We start from the raw sequence: 15,468 nt of genomic DNA, 5'->3' as shown, positions 1-15,468 counted from the left end.
GCCCCGCTCCGGCCCCCTGGGGCAGGGCGGGGCGCGTCCGTACGCCATGGGGCAGGGCGGGGCGCGTCCGTACGCCATGGGTAGGCTCGGGCCCTCACAGGCAACCGGAGGGTGGGAGCACAGCGTGGCCGAGTCGGAGCGATACGGCGATCCGGCGGTGCGGGAGGCGGTGGCGGGGCGGATCGCCGCGGAGTGGGGGCTCGAACTGCCCGGCTCCTTCTTCCGGTTCCTCGACTTCCTGGCCGCCCTCGGTACGGTCGAGGAGCGGGCGCTACGGAACCTGGAGCTGGTTCCGTACGGCGTCATGGACCTGTTCGCGGACCCTTCGGCGCTCCCCCGCGAGGGCCTCGACATCCTGGTGCACGGGCGGTACTACCGGGATCCGCCGGAGTTCCTCACGTTTCTGCACGGTGGGTCGGACGGGCTCCACTACGGGCTCTGGTCCGACGACGGGCGCACATGCGACGGAGTCGCCTCGTACCGGACCAACGACGGCGGCGGGATCGAGCGCTGCGACCGGACGCCGCTGGAGGCGGTGCGGGCGCTGATCGAGCGGGTTCAGCGGGACCTGACGGACTACGCGGCCGACGGGGAGGACGTACACGAGCGGCTCGCTGATCTCGGGCGGCTGCGGGCGGCCCTGACGGGCTTCGAGAGCGGGGAGCGTACGGAGACGGGCCTCGCGTACTCCCACGCGTACGACTCCCGCCGGCCGCCCGTCGACCCCGGCCGGATCACGACCCTGGACAGTGCGGGAGCGCTGGTGTCCGGGGCGACGGCGCTGGACCGTCCGCCGCACAACGGAGCGGACGAGTACCGCTTCGGCACCTTCATGGAGAAGCTGTTCGAGGACCCGGAGTCGCTCCGGACGGCCCTCGACGAGGCCCTGCGACGGGCCACCGCCGGCGATCCGACGGAGGCGCTGGTGCTCGGGCGGGACCTGCACTGGGCATCGTACGGCGACCCGGAACGCGAGGAGTACGCACGCGAGCTGCTGGCCGTGGCGTACCGCGATCTCGACCGCCCGTCCCTCGCGACGATCGCGGCGACCCACCACCGCCACCGCGCGCTCGCCGACGTGGACGTGCTGCGGCGGACGGGCTGAGGGCCGGGGGTCCGACCCGCCTCGCGGCGAAGCTCGACGGGCGGGCGCGCTCAGGGCCGGGGTCCGCTCGTCGCGGGCGAAGCCCGGGGCGCGGGCGGGTCGGCGCCCGATCCGCCTCGCGGCGAAGCGCGACGTCCTGAGCAGCCGCCGCCGGCCCCGAGAGCGCTTTCCCCGTGACAGACCCGTCGGCCCGTCACGGGATACGCTCGACGCTGTCAGCACCGTCACCCACCGTGCCCGTGAGGAGCCAGCCTTGAGCGAGTCGACGTCCGGGACGCGCCCGACCCTGGAAGCCGTCGCCGAGCGCGCCGGCGTGTCCCGGGCCACGGTGTCCCGTGTCGTCAACGGCGGTGCCGGGGTCCGCGAGGCCCTGGCCGAGAAGGTGCGCAAGGCCGTCGAGGAGCTCGGCTACATCCCGAACCACGCCGCGCGGACCCTGGTGACCCGGCGCAACGGCGCCGTCGCCGTGATCATCGCCGAGCCCGAGTTCCGGATCTTCTCCGACCCGTTCTTCGAGCAGCAGGTGCGTGGAATCAGTCGCGAACTCACCCTGCACGACGCCCAGTTGGTACTGCTCTGGGTGGAGGGGCCGGGCGATCACGAGCGGATCGCGCGCTACCTCGGGGGTGGTCATGTCGACGGCGCGCTGGCGTTCTCACTCCACAACGACGACGAACTCCCCGAGATCGTCCGGCGCGTCAAGGTGCCCACGGTCTACGGCGGGCGCCCGGGCTGGACCGGTCCCGAGGGCGAGCCGCCGGTCCCGTACGTCGACTGCGACAACCGGGGCGGGGCGCGCGTCGCCGTGCGGCACCTCCGCTCGCTGGGCCGCCGGAACATCGCGCACATCACCGGCCCGCGCGACCAGACCTCCGCGCTCGACCGCCTCGACGGATACCGGGACGAACTGCCGGACGCCGGGTCCGACCTGGTGGCCGAGGGCGCGTTCACGGAGGAGAGCGGAGCCCGGGCGATGAGCGAACTCCTGGACCGCCGCCCCGATCTCGACGCCGTGTTCGCCGCCAACGACCTGATGGCCTCGGGTGCGCTGCGGGTGCTGCGCGAACACGGCCGCCGGGTCCCCGAGGACGTGGCGCTCGTCGGCTTCGACGACATGCGCCAGGTGGTCGAGGCGACCGATCCCCCGCTCACGACGGTCCGTCAGGACATCGAGGGCATGGGCCGGTTGATGGTACGGCTCCTGATGCGCACCCTCGACGGCGCGGGCGTCGCCGAGCCCGTGATCACGCCGATCGAGCTGATCCGGCGCGCCTCCGCGTGACGACCGTACCCCGGAACTCCGTGTAAGGGCCTTGAACTCCGGGGCGAACAGCCCGGGTACATCGAGCTGTTACGCGTTCGACTCTTGACGGGAACCTCGCCGGAGAGGCACGCTCCTGACGCATTCCTGAGAGCGCTCTCAAGACGGAGGCTTCCCATGCCCACTGCCCGATCCGCCCGATCGACCGCCGTACGTCTCGGCGCCGTCGTCCTCACCGGCGCCCTGCTCGCCGCCTGCGGATCCGGGGGATCCGACGGCGCCTCCGACAGCGCGGGGGGCAAGGTCACGATCACCGTCGACCTCTACGGCTCCTTCGGCTACAAGGAGGCCGGCCTGTACGCCGCGTACGAGAAGCTCCACCCGAACATCACCATCAAGCAGACCGACACCGAGGACGAGCAGGACTACTGGAAGTCGCTCCAGACCCGGCTGGCCGGCGGGGGCGGACTCGCCGACGTCCAGGGCCTGGAGGTCGGCCGGATCGCCTCGGTCACCCAGCAGCAGTCGGACAAGTTCGAGGACCTCACGAAGTACGGCGCGGACGCGCTGAAGGGCGAGTTCGCCGAGGCCAAGTGGTCCGCGGCGACCACCAAGGACGGGAAGGTCCTCGGGCTCGGCACCGACGTGGGCCCGGAGGCCGTCTGCTACCGCACCGACCTCTTCAAGCAGGCCGGACTCCCCGTGGACCGGGCGGAGTTGGCGCAGAAGTGGGCCACCTGGGACGGATACCTGGAGCTCGGCCGGCAGTACAAGGCCAAGGCTCCGGCCAAGAGCGCGTGGATGGACAGTGTCGGCAGCCTCTTCACCGTCATGATCGGCCAGGAGAAGGAGCGGTACTACGACGCCTCCGGCAAGCTGATCTATGCCGACAGCCCTGCCGTGAAGACGGCCTGGGAGACCTCGGCGAAGGCCGCACAGGACGGTCTGAGCGCCAAGCTCGACCAGTGGTCGCCGCAGTGGAACCAGGCGTTCTCCACCGGCTCGTTCGCGACGCTCCCCTGCCCCGCGTGGATGCTCGGCTACATCAAGGGCCAGGCCGGTGACGCGGGCAAGGGCAAGTGGGACATCGCCAAGCTGCCCGGCGGCGCCGGGAACTGGGGCGGCTCCTACCTCTCCGTACCGCGCGCTGCGAAGCACAAGAAGGAGGCGTACGAGCTGATCAAGTGGCTCACCGCCCCCGAGCAGCAGGCCACCCTCTTCACGAAGCAGGGCAACTTCCCCTCCTCCACCGACGCCATCGCCCAGGTGTCGTCGGCGACGGACCCGTACTTCTCCGGTGCCCCGATCGGTCAGATCTTCGGCGACGCGGCCAAGGCGGCTCCGGTCCAGGTGCTCGGGGTCCACGACAAGAACGTCGCCGACCAGATCACCAACGCGCTGAGCGAGGTGGAGCGCAAGGGCACCAGCCCGGAGAAGGCGTGGTCGAACGCGCGGAAGGGCGTCGACAACGCCATCGGCTGAGCACCGGGGCGGGGGGCCGCGACGCCGGCCCCCGCCCCCGGCGGGGCGGCCCGCCGCACCCCGGCCCCTCCCCGCCCCGGCCGTCCGGGCCGAGAGCCCGCGCAGGCCACCGGCCCCGCTTCCACCGCACCCTCCCGACCATCCCGAAGGGCCGCACCGTGACCCTCACCGCCTCCGGGCCGGCGACGGCGCCCGTCCCGCCGCCGCCGGCCCGGTCCACCCGCCGGGCGCCCCGCCGCAGGTGGGCCGCCCTCGTCCCGTACGCCTATGTCGCCCCGTTCTTCACCCTGTTCGCCGCGTTCGGTCTCTTCCCGCTCCTCTACACCGCCTTCGTCTCGCTCTACCGGGTCGAGTTGCAGACCCCGGGCGACATGCAGTGGCGCGGCCTCGGCAACTACGCGGCGCTGCTCACCGACGAATTCTTCTGGACCGCGCTGCGCAACACGTTCACCATCGGGGTCCTGTCGACGGTGCCGCAGCTCGCCATGGCGCTCGGCCTCGCGCATCTGCTCAACTACAAGCTGCGTGGCCGGACGTTCTTCCGTACGGCGATGCTGCTGCCGTACGCGACCTCCGTGGCGGCCGCCACGCTCGTCTTCGCCCAGCTCTTCGGCCGGGACTTCGGGCTCGTCAACTACGCCCTCTCCCTGGTCGGTTTCGGCCCCGTCGACTGGCAGAACGGCACGCTGGCCTCGCAGATCGCCGTCTCCTCGATCGTCGTCTGGCGCTGGACCGGCTACAACGCCCTGATCTACCTCGCCGGGATGCAGTCCATCCCCGCCGAGCTGTACGAGGCGGCGGAGATGGACGGTGCCTCACGGTGGCGACAGTTCTTCCACGTCACCCTGCCCGGCCTGCGCCCCACGATCGTCTTCACGACGGTCGTCTCCACCATCGGCGCGACCCAGCTCTTCGGTGAGCCGCTGCTCTTCGAGGGCTCGATCTCGGGCGGCATCTCGCACCAGTACCAGACCCTCGGGCTCTATCTGTACGAGCAGGGCTGGGGCTTCTTCCACCTGGGCCGGGCCGCCGCCATCGCCTGGCTGATGTTCCTGCTGATCCTCGTCCTGGTCGGGGTCAACGCCCTGCTCCTGCGCCGCCGTTCACGGAAGGAGGGCCGGGCATGAGCGTGCGCGTCGCGGGCCGTACGGGCCACGGAGGCCGGATCACCTACGCGGTCCTGGTCCTGGCCGTTCTCGTCTCCGCCTTCCCCTTCTACTGGACGATCGTGGCCGCCAGCCGCTCCAACGCCGATCTGGCGCAGGTGCCACCGACCCTGCTGCCGGGGCCGAACCTCTTCCGGAACTTCGAGGCGGTGATGGAGGAGGCCGACATCGGCACGGCGCTCCTCAACTCCCTCGTGGTCTCCGGCTCCATCACGGTCGGCACCGTGCTGTGCTGCACGCTGGCCGGGTTCGCCTTCGCCAAGCTGCGCTTCCGCGGCCGGGGCGCGCTGCTCGCGATCACGGTCGGCACGATGATGATCCCGCCGCAGCTCGGGGTGATCCCGCTCTTCATGCTCATCGCCGAGCTGGGCTGGGTGAACCAGCTGCAGTCGGTGATCCTGCCCGGCCTCGTCTCCGCCTTCGGCGTCTTCTTCATGCGCCAGTACCTGGTCCAGTCGCTGCCGGACGAGCTGATCGAGGCGGCCCGGGTCGACGGGGCGTCCTCCGCCCGGATCTTCTGGTCGATCGTGGTGCCCGTCGCCCGGCCCGGGATGGCGGTGCTCGGGCTGCTCACCTTCATGGCCGCCTGGAACGACTTCTTCTGGCCGATCGTCGCGCTGTCCTCGCAGGAGCCGACGGTGCAGGTCGCGCTGCGTCAGCTCGGCGGCGGCTACGTCCACGACCAGTCCGTGATCATGGCGGGCACGCTCCTCGGCACCCTGCCGGTCCTGCTGGTCTTCGGCCTGCTCGGCCGGCAGATCGTGGGCGGCATCATGCAGGGCGCAGTCAAGGGCTGAGCCGGCCCGGGCCGGCCCGTGGTCGGAGCCGGGCCGCCGAGGAACGAGCCGCGATCCGCCGATCCGCCGAGCCGCCGAGCCGCCGGCAGGTCGTGCCGCCCCAGGACCGACCCCTATCCTCCCTCACTCTCACAGGAGTTCTCCGTTCATGAACGCTCTCTTCCCTGACGGATTCCGCTGGGGCGCGGCCACCGCCGCGTACCAGATCGAGGGCGCGGCGGCCGAGGACGGCCGTACCCCGTCCATCTGGGACACCTTCAGCCGTACGCCGGGCAAGGTACGCAACGGCGACACGGGTGACATCGCAGCCGACCACTACCACCGCATGCGCGAGGACGTCGCCCTGATGCGGGAGCTGGGACTGACGGACTACCGCTTCTCGCTCTCCTGGCCCCGGATCCAGCCGACCGGGCGGGGACCGGCCGTGCAGAAGGGGCTCGACTTCTATCGCGCCCTGGCCGACGAGCTGCTCGAGGCCGGTATCCGTCCGGTCGCGACCCTCTACCACTGGGATCTCCCCCAGGAGCTGGAGGACGCGGGCGGCTGGCCGGAACGCGTGACCGCCGAGCGGTTCGCGGAGTACGCGGGTCTCGCCGCGGAGGCGCTCGGCGACCGGATCACCACCTGGACCACCATCAACGAGCCCTGGTGCGCGGCTTTTCTCGGCTACGGCTCCGGGGTGCACGCCCCGGGCCGCACCGACGACGCGGCGGCCTTGCGCGCCGCCCACCACCTCAATCTCGCGCACGGTATGGCCGCCGGTGTGCTGCGCGCGTCCGCACCGTCCACGGCGGAACTCTCCCTGACCCTCAACCTCCATGCGATCAGGGCCGGTTCGGATGCCCCGGAGGATGTGGACGCGGCCCGCCGCATCGATGGGGTCGGCAACCGCATCTTCCTCGATCCGGTCTTCCACGGTCGTCTGCCGACCGATCTGGTCGAGGACACACGGCGGATCACGGACTGGTCCTTCGTCCGGGACGGCGACCTGGAGACGATCTCCACGCCGATCGACTCGCTCGGGATCAACTACTACGCCCCCTCCGTCGTCGCCGCCGGCACCTCGGAGTCGCCGTCGCCCTGGCCGGGCGCCGCGGACCGGGTACGGTTCCTGCCCGCGCCCGGGCCGCGGACCGCGATGGACTGGCCCGTGGACCCGGACGGTCTGCACGAGCTGCTGGTCCGGCTGCGTGACGAGCTGCCCGGCGTCCCGCTGCTGATCACCGAGAACGGCGCCGCGTACGACGACTACGCCGACCCGGAGGGCGAGGTCCACGACCCGGAGCGGGTGGCGTATGTCGACGCCCATCTCGCGGCCGTGCACCGGGCGATCGCCGACGGCGCCGATGTGCGCGGGTACTTCCTGTGGTCGCTCCTGGACAACTTCGAGTGGGCGTACGGCTACGGGAAGCGTTTCGGCATCGTGCACGTGGACTTCGCGAGCCAGCGCCGTACGCCGAAGGACAGCGCGCGCTGGTACGCGGAGGTGATCAGGCGCGGCGGCCTGGCCCGCTGAGCCGTGCCTCGCGGCGCGCCTCGCGTGCGAGCGGCAGATAGCGCAGCCGCTCGGGGAGTACGGGCACCACGGCCCGTACGACCTGGGCGAAGCGGCGCAGCCGGCGCTCCTGCTCGTCGGTCCACTCCAGGCCGACGGCCTCGCGGGCGTCCGGCGGCATCAGGCCGACGGTGACGAAGGAGCGGAAGCGGGCGAGCGGGGGCAGGATCATCGGCCACAGCGCCCTGAGCAGCAGCCTCAGCGGCAGCGGGCCGCGGTCGGGCGGGGGCACCGGCTGGTCGGTGGCGACGAGCTCGCGCAGGACGACGGTGGCCTCAAGCTCGCCGAGCATCTTGCGGTAGTACGGCCAGAACTCCTCGATCGTCCCGGGCATGTCCCGGTCGTGGATGCCGAGGATGCGGCCGACCTGGAGCCACTCGGCGTAGAGCCTCCGCTCCTGGGCCTCGGTGAGCGGGCGGTGGAGGAGGCGCAGGCCGTGCTGGTAGACGGGGAAGCCGGTGGCGTGCACCCAGGCGTAATTCGCCGGGGTGAGCGCGTGGTAGCGGCGGCCGTGCGCGTCGGTGCCCTGGATGGTCCTGTGGAGCGTACGGAGCCGGCGCCCCTCCTCGGCCGCGCCCTCGCCCCCGTACACCCAGAGCAGCGCGGAGCGCAGGGAGCGCTCGCCGCGGCCCCAGGGGTCGGTACGGAAGACGGAGTACTGGTCGACGCCTGCGCCGACGGCCGGGTGGGCGACCTGGAGGGCGAGCGCGGAGGGCAGCATCAGGAGGCCCCGGACGTCCCCCGCGACGCTCCACAGGACGCCGCCGACGGGCGGCGGCGCGGGATCGGTCTCCTTCGGGCCTTCGTCCGTGGCGGGCCGGGTGGGCCCGACGGGCCTCGTCGGTCCGGTCATGGGGGCACTCTCCTCACGTTCTCAGCGTGCCCCGACCGGGCCTTTCCGGCAAAGGGCGCACATGGGTCGGGGCCGCGTCCCGGGCCTCGGCCCGGGGCGCGGCCCCGATCTCGTGGTGCGTGGGTGTCAGCCGCGGTCGGCGCCGACGGGCTCGCCGACGATGCGGCCGGCCAGGGCGCGGGCCCAGGCGTCGACGTCGGCGGAGAGCTCGCGCTCGGCGGCGGCACGCTCCTCGGCGATGCGCGCGGCACCGGCGGCCACGATCGCGTCGCGCTCGGCGATGCCCTCGGCGCGGGCGGCGGCGATGGCGGCCGTGCCGTCCTCGGTGGCCTTGGAGCGGATGCGGGCGGCGTCGTGGCGGGCCTCGGCCAGCTCGGCCTCGTACTGCTCACGGATCTGCGTGGCCTCGGCGCGCAGGTCGTCGGCGCGCTCGGTTCCGCCGGCGATGGCGTCCTCGCGCTGGGCGAGGGTGCGGTTGATCTTCGGCAGGATGCCCTTCGCCAGGATCAGGAAGGTGAGGGCGAACAACACCACGCCGAGGATGAGCTCAGCGGTGACGGGGTTGAGCGGACCGAGGTCCATGTCGAAGATCGTCGAGTTCTGCGCGAGGGTCATGCGCGCATGATACCTGCTCGAAAAGGCGACAATTTCCGCGGGTGCTCAACTGTTGGCATGTTCGTGTCGACCGCGCAAGATTCCTGGCACCCAAAGTCTACCGGAAGGTAACTACGGCTGGTTTGATGTGCCGCGCCGCACCAACCCCCCACCCACATACGGGAGTTTCTGTGCCGATCGCCGCTCACCGCCGTCGTGCCTCCGGCGCCGCCCTGTCCCTGGCGCTCGCCGCCGCGACCCTGGCCACGGCAGCCCCCTCGGCCTCGGCGGCCGAGGCCCCGCGCCTGAAGGTGCTCAGCTACAACGCCTTCCTCTTCAGCAAGACCCTCTACCCAAACTGGGGCCAGGACCACCGGGCCAAGGCGATCCCCGCCGCCGGCTTCTACCAGGGTCAGGACGTCGTCGTGATCCAGGAGGCCTTCGACAACTCCTCCTCGGACGCCCTCAAGGCGAACTCTGCCGCCCAGTACCCCTACCAGACGCCGGTCATGGGCCGGAGCAAGAGCGGCTGGGACGCCACCAGCGGGGCCTACTCCGCCACCACCCCCGAGGACGGGGGCGTGACGATCCTCAGCAAGTGGCCGATCGTCCGCAAGGAGCAGTACGTCTACAAGGACGCGTGCGGCGCCGACTGGTACTCGAACAAGGGCTTCGTCTACACCGTCCTGAACGTGAACGGCACCAAGGTCCACGTCGTCGGCACGCACGCCCAGTCCACCGACCCGGGCTGCTCGGCGGGCGAGGCGGCGCAGATGCGCAGCCGCCAGTTCAAGGCGATGGACGGCTTCCTCGACGCCAAGAACATCCCGGCGAACGAGCAGGTCATCGTGGCCGGCGACTTCAATGTGGACTCCCGGACGCCCGAGTACTCGACCATGCTGAGCGACGCGGGCCTCGCCGGCGCGGACGCCCGCACCGGCCACCCGTACTCCTTCGACACCGAGCTGAACTCGATCGCCTCCGAGCGCTACCCGGACGACCCGCGCGAGGACCTCGACTACGTCCTGTACCGCTCGGGCAACGCGCGCCCGGCGAACTGGACGAACAACGTCGTCCTGGAGCAGAGCGCGCCGTGGACGGTCTCCAGCTGGGGCACGTCGTACACGTACACCAACCTCTCCGACCACTACCCGATAACCGCCTACTGAGCGCACCGAGCCTCTGGATCACCCATCTGATCACCGATCGACCGTGGCCCCCCGCCACGGTCGATCGTGACCGGCCGGGCCGCGCGGGCCCGGCCGGCGCCCGGTCCTAGTACCCGTACCTGCTGAACTGGGTATAGGCCCAGAGGCCCAGGATCCCCGCCACGCAGAGGATCACGACCCAGGAGCCGAAGCCGGTGTGGCGGCTCTTGCGGGGGCGGGCGGGCTTGGCCGGGCGCTCGCTGCGCGCGGCCCGGGTGGGCCGCGAGGTGCGGGCCCGCGGCGGTGCGGCGTCCACGGCGGCGACGTCGGCGAGCAGACGGCGGCAGACCGCCGCCAACTCGGCCGTCCCCACCGAGAGGTCGACGACGATCTCCGAACGGGCCGGCGCCGTGGTGCCGCCGTCGAGGAGGCGTCCGGCCCGCAGGCGCGCCTGGTCCTTGCCACCGGTCGGCGCCAGGCTTATCCAGCGCCCCACGTGCTCACCGCGGATCACCACACCGCCGCCCCGCTCCCGGTACACGGTGTGTTCCCGCCACAGGACCGCGGCCAACTCCGTGGCCGTCTCCCTGAGTTCCGTGTACATGACCCTCCCCAGTCACCATTCCCCGAATTCGAACAAGCACGTGACTCTAGCGGCAGGTACACGCCACGTGACGCGCGGGTGGGGTGGTGTCCGTCGCGTGTCCGTCGCGGCCGGTCACGCATCGAAGTCGTACACGATGACCGGTATCCCCCGCTCCACGAGCCGCGCGACGATCAGCGGCTCCACCCGCGACCACTTCCCGCCGGCCAGCCCGCACCCGATCCGCGGCATGTGCACGGACGCCCCCAGCTCCTCCGCCTTGTCGGCGAGCAGCCCGAGCGCCACGTCGATCGCCTCGTACCGCACGGGCACGCCCGTGCTCCGACCGGTCCGCATCCCGCGCTGCCCCACCAGATTGGCCACCCAGACGTACGGCCCGACCTGGACGAACTGGGCGGCCCCCAAGCCGAAGTCGTTCCGTGCGCGCTCCCGGTGCCAGCGACGGTAGGCCGCCTCGGGCTCCGGCCAGCGCCGCGACAGCGCGAGGACGAAGCCCTTGCCCCAGCCGCCCAGGTCGTTGCAGACATGCGCGATGATCTTGACGCCCTTGCCCCCTGGGGCGGTGGCGTCCCCCCGTACATACGTGATCCCCGACATGTCCCCACCGTACGAGGCACCACTGACAACGTCCCAACGCTTTTACAACGCTGGTGAGACAGCAATACTGTTGCACTGATGGGGAACGGCACGGCACCGGAAGCGAGGCAGCTCAGATGGGCACCGAGACCGAGGAGCAGCAGCCGACGTTCACCGTCGACGAGCTGGCCGCGCGGGCGGGCGTCACCGTGCGGACCGTCCGGTTCTACAGCACCAAGGGGCTGCTGCCGCCGCCGGCCATCGGGCCGCGGCGGGTCGGGCACTACGGGCCCGACCACCTCTCCCGGCTCGCGCTGATCGAGGAGCTCCAGCGGCAGGGCATGACGCTCGCCGCCATCGAGCGGTATCTGCACCAGCTGCCACCCGACCTCAGCGCGCGGGACCTCGCCGTCCATCGGGCTCTGGTCGCCTCCTGGGCCCCCGAGTCCGCAGAGGAGATCACCCGGCGCGAGCTGGAACGGCGGGCGGGGCGGGCCCTCGCCGACACGGACGTCGACCGGCTCGCCGCCATGGGAGTCCTGGACAGGACCGCCGACCCGGACGTCTTCCGCCTCGACGCGACACTGCTGCGCCTCGGGGTGGAACTCCTCGACGTGCCCATCGCGCACGAGACGATCCTCGCCTCCCGCACCGTCCTCCTGGAGCACGCCCGCGCCGCCGCGCAGGAGCTCTCCCGGCTCTTCCGGGACGAGGTGTGGAACCCGTACCGGGAGAGCGCCGAGGACCCGGACCACCTCGCTGCCATGAAGTCGCTCTCCGCGCACATGCAGCCGATGGTGATCCAGGCCCTCGTCACGGCCTTCCAGCGCTCCCTCAGCGAGGAGCTGCGGACGGCCTTCAGGACCCCTTAGTCCTTGGCTCCCGGCCCTCAGCCCCTGATGGGCTCGTCCGTGAACACCTCGCCCCGCTCCGCCTTCTCCACCAGCAGCGCCGGCGGCTGGAAGCGGTCGCCGTACTTCTCCGCCAGCTCACGCGCGCGTGCCACGAAGCCGGGCAGCCCGCCCTCGTAGCCGTTGATGTACTGGAGCACACCGCCGGTCCAGGCGGGGAAGCCGATGCCCATGATGGAGCCGATGTTGGCGTCGGCGACGGAGGTGAGGACGTTCTCCTCCAGGCAGCGGACCGAGTCCAGTGCCTCCGAGAACAGCATCCGCTCCTTCATGTCCTCGAAGGGGATGTCCACGCCGGTCCGGGTGAAGTGCTCGCGGAGTCCGGGCCACAGCCCGGTCCGCTTGCCGTCCTCCGCGTAGTCGTAGAAGCCGGCGCCGCCGCTGCGGCCCGGGCGGCCGAACTCGTCGACCATCCGGTCGATCACCGTGTCCGCGGGGTGCCCGGTCCAGGTGCCGCCGGTCTCCTCGATCGCGCGCCGGGTCTCGTTGCGGATCTTGCGGGGCAGGGTCAGGGTCAGCTCGTCCATGAGGGAGAGGACCTTGGCCGGGTAGCCGGCCTGCGCCGCGGCCTGCTCGACGGAGACCGGGTCGGCCCCCTCGCCGACCATCGCGACGCCCTCGTTGATGAACTGCCCGATCACGCGGGAGGTGAAGAAGCCGCGCGAGTCGTTGACGACGATCGGGGTCTTGTTGATCTGCCGCACGAGGTCGAAGGCGCGGGCGAGGGCCTCGTCCCGGGTCCGCTCGCCCTTGATGATCTCGACCAGGGGCATCTTGTCGACGGGTGAGAAGAAGTGCAGTCCGATGAAGTCGTCCTGGCGCTCCACACCCTCGGCGAGCACGGTGATGGGCAGGGTGGAGGTGTTGGAGCAGAGCAGCGCGTCCGGCTCGACGATGTCCTGGATCTCTTCGAAGACCTTGTGCTTGAGCGCGGTGTCCTCGAAGACGGCCTCGATCACGGCGTCGCAGCCGGCCAGGTCGGCCGGGTCGCCGGTCGGGGTGATCCGGGCGAGCAGCTCGTCGCGCTTCGCCTCGGTCGTACGGCCCCGCGAGAGCGCCTTGGCGAGCAGCTTCTCGGAGTACTCCTTGCCGCGCTGCGCCGCCTCCGCCGTGACGTCCTTGAGGACGACCTCGATGCCCGCGCGGGCGCAGGAGTAGGCGATGCCGGCGCCCATCATGCCGGCGCCGAGGACGGCGACCTTGCGGACCTTGCTCTTCTCGAAGCCCCGGGGGCGGCTGGCGCCGGCGTTGACGGCCTGGAGGTCGAAGAAGAAGGCCTGGATCATGTTCTTCGCGGTCTGGCCGGTGACCAGCTCGGTGAAGTAGCGGGCCTCGATGGTCAGCGCGGTCTCGAAGTCCACCTGGGAGCCCTCGACGGCGCAGGCGAGGATGTTGCGCGGGGCCGGGTAGGGGGCTCCGTTGAGCTGCTTCTTCAGGTTGGCGGGGAAGGCCGGGAGGTTGGCTGCGAACCGCGGGTTCGACGGGGTGCCGCCGGGGATCTTGTAGCCCTTGACGTCCCAGGGCTGCTGCGACTCGGGGTTGGCGTCGATGAAGGCGCGCGCCTTGGCGAGCATCTCCTCGGGCGTGGCGGCCACCTCGTGGACCAGACCGTTCTCCAGCGCACGCTGCGGGGAGTACTGGGTGCCCTGGAGGAGGACCTTGAGCAGGGCGTCGGCGATGCCCATGAGGCGCACGGTTCGGGTGACACCGCCGCCCGCCGGGAGGAGGCCGAGGGTGACCTCGGGCAGGCCGATCTTGGAGCCGGGTGCGTCGAGCGCGACGCGGTGATGGGAGGCGAGCGCGATCTCGTAACCGCCACCGAGCGCCGCTCCGTTGATGGCCGCGACGACCGGCTTGCCGAGGGTCTCGATCCGGCGCAGCGAGCGCTTGATCTCGGTGCCGGTGTCGAAGGCGATCTTCGCGTCCTCCGGGCGCAGCCGGATCATGTCCTTGAGGTCGCCGCCCGCGAAGAAGGTCTTCTTCGCGGAGGCGTAGATGATGCCGCGGATGGAGTCCTTCTCGGCCTCCGCGCGGTCGGCGATCGCCGCGATGGAGTCCTTGAACGCCTGGTTCATGGTGTTGGCGGACTGGTTGGGATCGTCGAGGACGAGGGTGACGATGCCGGTCTCGTCCTGCTCCCAGCGGATGGTGGTGCTCTGGCTCATTGCTGCTTCTCCGTAAGGCTGGTGGGACGGACGGTCAGACGCGCTCGACGATCGTGGCGATGCCCATGCCGCCGCCGACGCAGAGCGTGGCGAGGCCGTAGCGCTTGTCCTGGCGTTCCAGCTCGTCGACGAGGGTGCCGAGGATCATCGCGCCGGTGGCGCCGAGGGGGTGGCCGAGCGCGATCGCGCCGCCGTTGACGTTGACCTTGTCCAGGCTGATGCCCATGTCCTTGACGAAGCGGAGCACCACGCCCGCGAACGCCTCGTTGATCTCGACGAGGTCGATGTCGTCGATCGTCAGGCCGGCCTTGGCGAGCGCCTTGCGGGTCGCCGGGGCGGGTCCGGTGAGCATGATGGTCGGCTCGGACCCGGAGACGGCCGCGGCCACGATGCGGGCGCGCGGGGTCAGTCCGTAGCGCTCGCCGATCTGCTTGGAGCCGATGGCGACCAGGGAGGCGCCGTCGACGATGCCGGAGGAGTTGCCGGCGTGGTGGACGTGGTCGATCTTCTCGACCCAGTGGTACTTCTGCAGGGTGACGGCGTCGAAGCCGCCCATGTCGCCGATGGCCGCGAACGACGGCTTGAGGGCGGCGAGGGAGTCGGCGGTGGTGCCGGGGCGCATGTGCTCGTCGTGGTCGAGGACGACGAGACCGTTGCGGTCCGTCACCGGGACGACGGAGCGGTCGAACCGGCCGTCCTTCCAGGCGGCCGCGGCGCGCTCCTGGGAGAGCGCGGCGTACTCGTCGACGTCGCGGCGGGAGAAGCCCTCGATGGTGGCGATGAGGTCGGCGCCGATGCCCTGGGGGACGAAGCCGGTCTCGTAGTTGGTCATCGGGTCGGCGAACCAGGCACCGCCGTCGGAGGCCATCGGGACACGCGACATGGACTCGACGCCACCGGCGAGGACGAGGTCCTCCCAGCCCGAACGGACCTTCATCGCGGCCATGTTGACGGCTTCGAGGCCGGAGGCACAGAAGCGGTTCTCCTGGACGCCGGCGACGGTGTCGGGCAGTCCGGCGGCGATCGCGGCGACCCGGGCGATGTCGGAGCCCTGGTCCCCGACCGGGCCGACGACGCCGAGGACGATGTCGTCGATCGCGGCCGGGTCCAGTCCGGGGAAGCGGGCCCGGATCTCGTGGATGAGGCCGACGACCAGATCGATGGGCTTGGTGCCGTGCAGGGCGCCGTTGGCCTTGCCACGGCCCCGCGGGGTGCGGATCGCGTCGTACACGTACGCTTCGGTGCTCACGA

General features: G+C 71.3%; 14 protein-coding genes. 8 read left to right on the top strand and 6 right to left on the bottom strand.

From position 1 onward, the window contains the following. The first annotated feature begins 124 nt into the window (after positions 1-124). The 6 genes from ACZ561_RS13145 (at position 125) to ACZ561_RS13120 (ending at position 7,327) form a co-directional block, all read left to right on the top strand. Positions 125-1,105, top strand: a complete 981-nt coding sequence (locus ACZ561_RS13145) for an ADP-ribosylation family protein (RefSeq protein ID WP_470993448.1) — start codon at positions 125-127, stop codon at positions 1,103-1,105. Positions 1,106-1,358: 253 nt separating this feature from the next. Next, positions 1,359-2,387 carry a LacI family DNA-binding transcriptional regulator gene (locus tag ACZ561_RS13140; protein WP_470993445.1) on the top strand — a complete coding sequence of 343 codons (1,029 nt, stop codon included), beginning with the start codon at positions 1,359-1,361 and terminating at the stop codon, positions 2,385-2,387. Between the two features lie 156 nt (positions 2,388-2,543). After that, on the top strand, positions 2,544-3,848 hold the full coding sequence (locus tag ACZ561_RS13135) for an ABC transporter substrate-binding protein (protein ID WP_470993442.1): 1,305 nt from the start codon (positions 2,544-2,546) through the stop codon (positions 3,846-3,848). Between the two features lie 158 nt (positions 3,849-4,006). Continuing rightward, positions 4,007-4,975, top strand: coding sequence for a carbohydrate ABC transporter permease (locus ACZ561_RS13130; RefSeq protein WP_376435198.1), 969 nt, complete (start codon positions 4,007-4,009; stop codon positions 4,973-4,975). Beyond that, on the top strand, positions 4,972-5,811 hold the full coding sequence (locus ACZ561_RS13125; protein ID WP_470993439.1) for a carbohydrate ABC transporter permease: 840 nt from the start codon (positions 4,972-4,974) through the stop codon (positions 5,809-5,811). Before ACZ561_RS13130 ends, ACZ561_RS13125 begins: the two co-directional genes overlap by 4 nt. 148 nt (positions 5,812-5,959) lie before the next feature. After that, positions 5,960-7,327 carry a GH1 family beta-glucosidase gene (locus ACZ561_RS13120; RefSeq protein ID WP_470993436.1) on the top strand — a complete coding sequence of 456 codons (1,368 nt, stop codon included), beginning with the start codon at positions 5,960-5,962 and terminating at the stop codon, positions 7,325-7,327. On the opposite strand, the gene ACZ561_RS13115 is transcribed toward ACZ561_RS13120, so the two are convergent. After that, complete coding sequence (locus tag ACZ561_RS13115) at positions 7,302-8,219, bottom strand: oxygenase MpaB family protein (protein ID WP_470993433.1); 918 nt, start codon at positions 8,217-8,219, stop codon at positions 7,302-7,304. The genes ACZ561_RS13120 and ACZ561_RS13115 overlap by 26 nt on opposite strands. 126 nt (positions 8,220-8,345) lie before the next feature. Next, positions 8,346-8,834: a F0F1 ATP synthase subunit B family protein gene (locus ACZ561_RS13110; RefSeq protein WP_470993430.1), complete on the bottom strand. Its 489-nt coding sequence runs from the start codon at positions 8,832-8,834 to the stop codon at positions 8,346-8,348. Between the two features lie 125 nt (positions 8,835-8,959). On the opposite strand from ACZ561_RS13110, the gene sph reads away from it, so the two are divergent. Beyond that, a complete protein-coding gene (gene sph, locus ACZ561_RS13105; RefSeq protein WP_470993427.1) occupies positions 8,960-9,982 on the top strand; it encodes a sphingomyelin phosphodiesterase in 1,023 nt (340 codons plus the stop codon). A 106-nt stretch (positions 9,983-10,088) separates the two neighbouring features. On the opposite strand, the gene ACZ561_RS13100 is transcribed toward sph, so the two are convergent. After that, positions 10,089-10,565, bottom strand: a complete 477-nt coding sequence (locus tag ACZ561_RS13100; protein WP_470993424.1) for a hypothetical protein — start codon at positions 10,563-10,565, stop codon at positions 10,089-10,091. A 114-nt stretch (positions 10,566-10,679) separates the two neighbouring features. Further along, positions 10,680-11,162, bottom strand: coding sequence for a macro domain-containing protein (locus ACZ561_RS13095; RefSeq protein WP_470993422.1), 483 nt, complete (start codon positions 11,160-11,162; stop codon positions 10,680-10,682). Positions 11,163-11,278: 116 nt separating this feature from the next. Here ACZ561_RS13095 and ACZ561_RS13090 point away from each other — a divergent pair, with 116 nt between their 5' ends. After that, the gene (locus ACZ561_RS13090; RefSeq protein WP_470993419.1) at positions 11,279-12,013 is read left to right on the top strand and encodes a MerR family transcriptional regulator; all 735 of its coding nucleotides are present in this window, start codon (positions 11,279-11,281) and stop codon (positions 12,011-12,013) included. 17 nt (positions 12,014-12,030) lie between these two features. On the opposite strand, the gene ACZ561_RS13085 is transcribed toward ACZ561_RS13090, so the two are convergent. Continuing rightward, the gene (locus tag ACZ561_RS13085) at positions 12,031-14,217 is read right to left on the bottom strand and encodes a 3-hydroxyacyl-CoA dehydrogenase NAD-binding domain-containing protein (RefSeq protein ID WP_470993416.1); all 2,187 of its coding nucleotides are present in this window, start codon (positions 14,215-14,217) and stop codon (positions 12,031-12,033) included. A gap of 34 nt (positions 14,218-14,251) precedes the next feature. Then, the gene (locus ACZ561_RS13080; protein WP_470993413.1) at positions 14,252-15,466 is read right to left on the bottom strand and encodes an acetyl-CoA C-acetyltransferase; all 1,215 of its coding nucleotides are present in this window, start codon (positions 15,464-15,466) and stop codon (positions 14,252-14,254) included. Between the last annotated feature and the right edge of the window lie 2 nt (positions 15,467-15,468).

The sequence above is a fragment of the Streptomyces sp. NPDC039609 genome, assembly GCF_055596705.1.
The sequence above is the reverse complement of the archived record's forward strand: the minus strand, read 5'-3'. Positions and strand labels throughout refer to the sequence as shown.

Coding starts and splice junctions, on each gene's coding strand:
- ACZ561_RS13120 (WP_470993436.1), top strand. CDS start 5,960: ATGAACGCTCTCTTCCCTGACGGATTCCGCTGGGGCGCGGCCACCGCC.
- ACZ561_RS13085 (WP_470993416.1), bottom strand. CDS start 14,217: ATGAGCCAGAGCACCACCATCCGCTGGGAGCAGGACGAGACCGGCATC.
- ACZ561_RS13125 (WP_470993439.1), top strand. CDS start 4,972: ATGAGCGTGCGCGTCGCGGGCCGTACGGGCCACGGAGGCCGGATCACC.
- ACZ561_RS13090 (WP_470993419.1), top strand. CDS start 11,279: ATGGGCACCGAGACCGAGGAGCAGCAGCCGACGTTCACCGTCGACGAG.
- ACZ561_RS13135 (WP_470993442.1), top strand. CDS start 2,544: ATGCCCACTGCCCGATCCGCCCGATCGACCGCCGTACGTCTCGGCGCC.
- sph (WP_470993427.1), top strand. CDS start 8,960: ATGTGCCGCGCCGCACCAACCCCCCACCCACATACGGGAGTTTCTGTG.
- ACZ561_RS13100 (WP_470993424.1), bottom strand. CDS start 10,565: ATGTACACGGAACTCAGGGAGACGGCCACGGAGTTGGCCGCGGTCCTG.
- ACZ561_RS13095 (WP_470993422.1), bottom strand. CDS start 11,162: ATGTCGGGGATCACGTATGTACGGGGGGACGCCACCGCCCCAGGGGGC.
- ACZ561_RS13115 (WP_470993433.1), bottom strand. CDS start 8,219: ATGACCGGACCGACGAGGCCCGTCGGGCCCACCCGGCCCGCCACGGAC.
- ACZ561_RS13110 (WP_470993430.1), bottom strand. CDS start 8,834: ATGACCCTCGCGCAGAACTCGACGATCTTCGACATGGACCTCGGTCCG.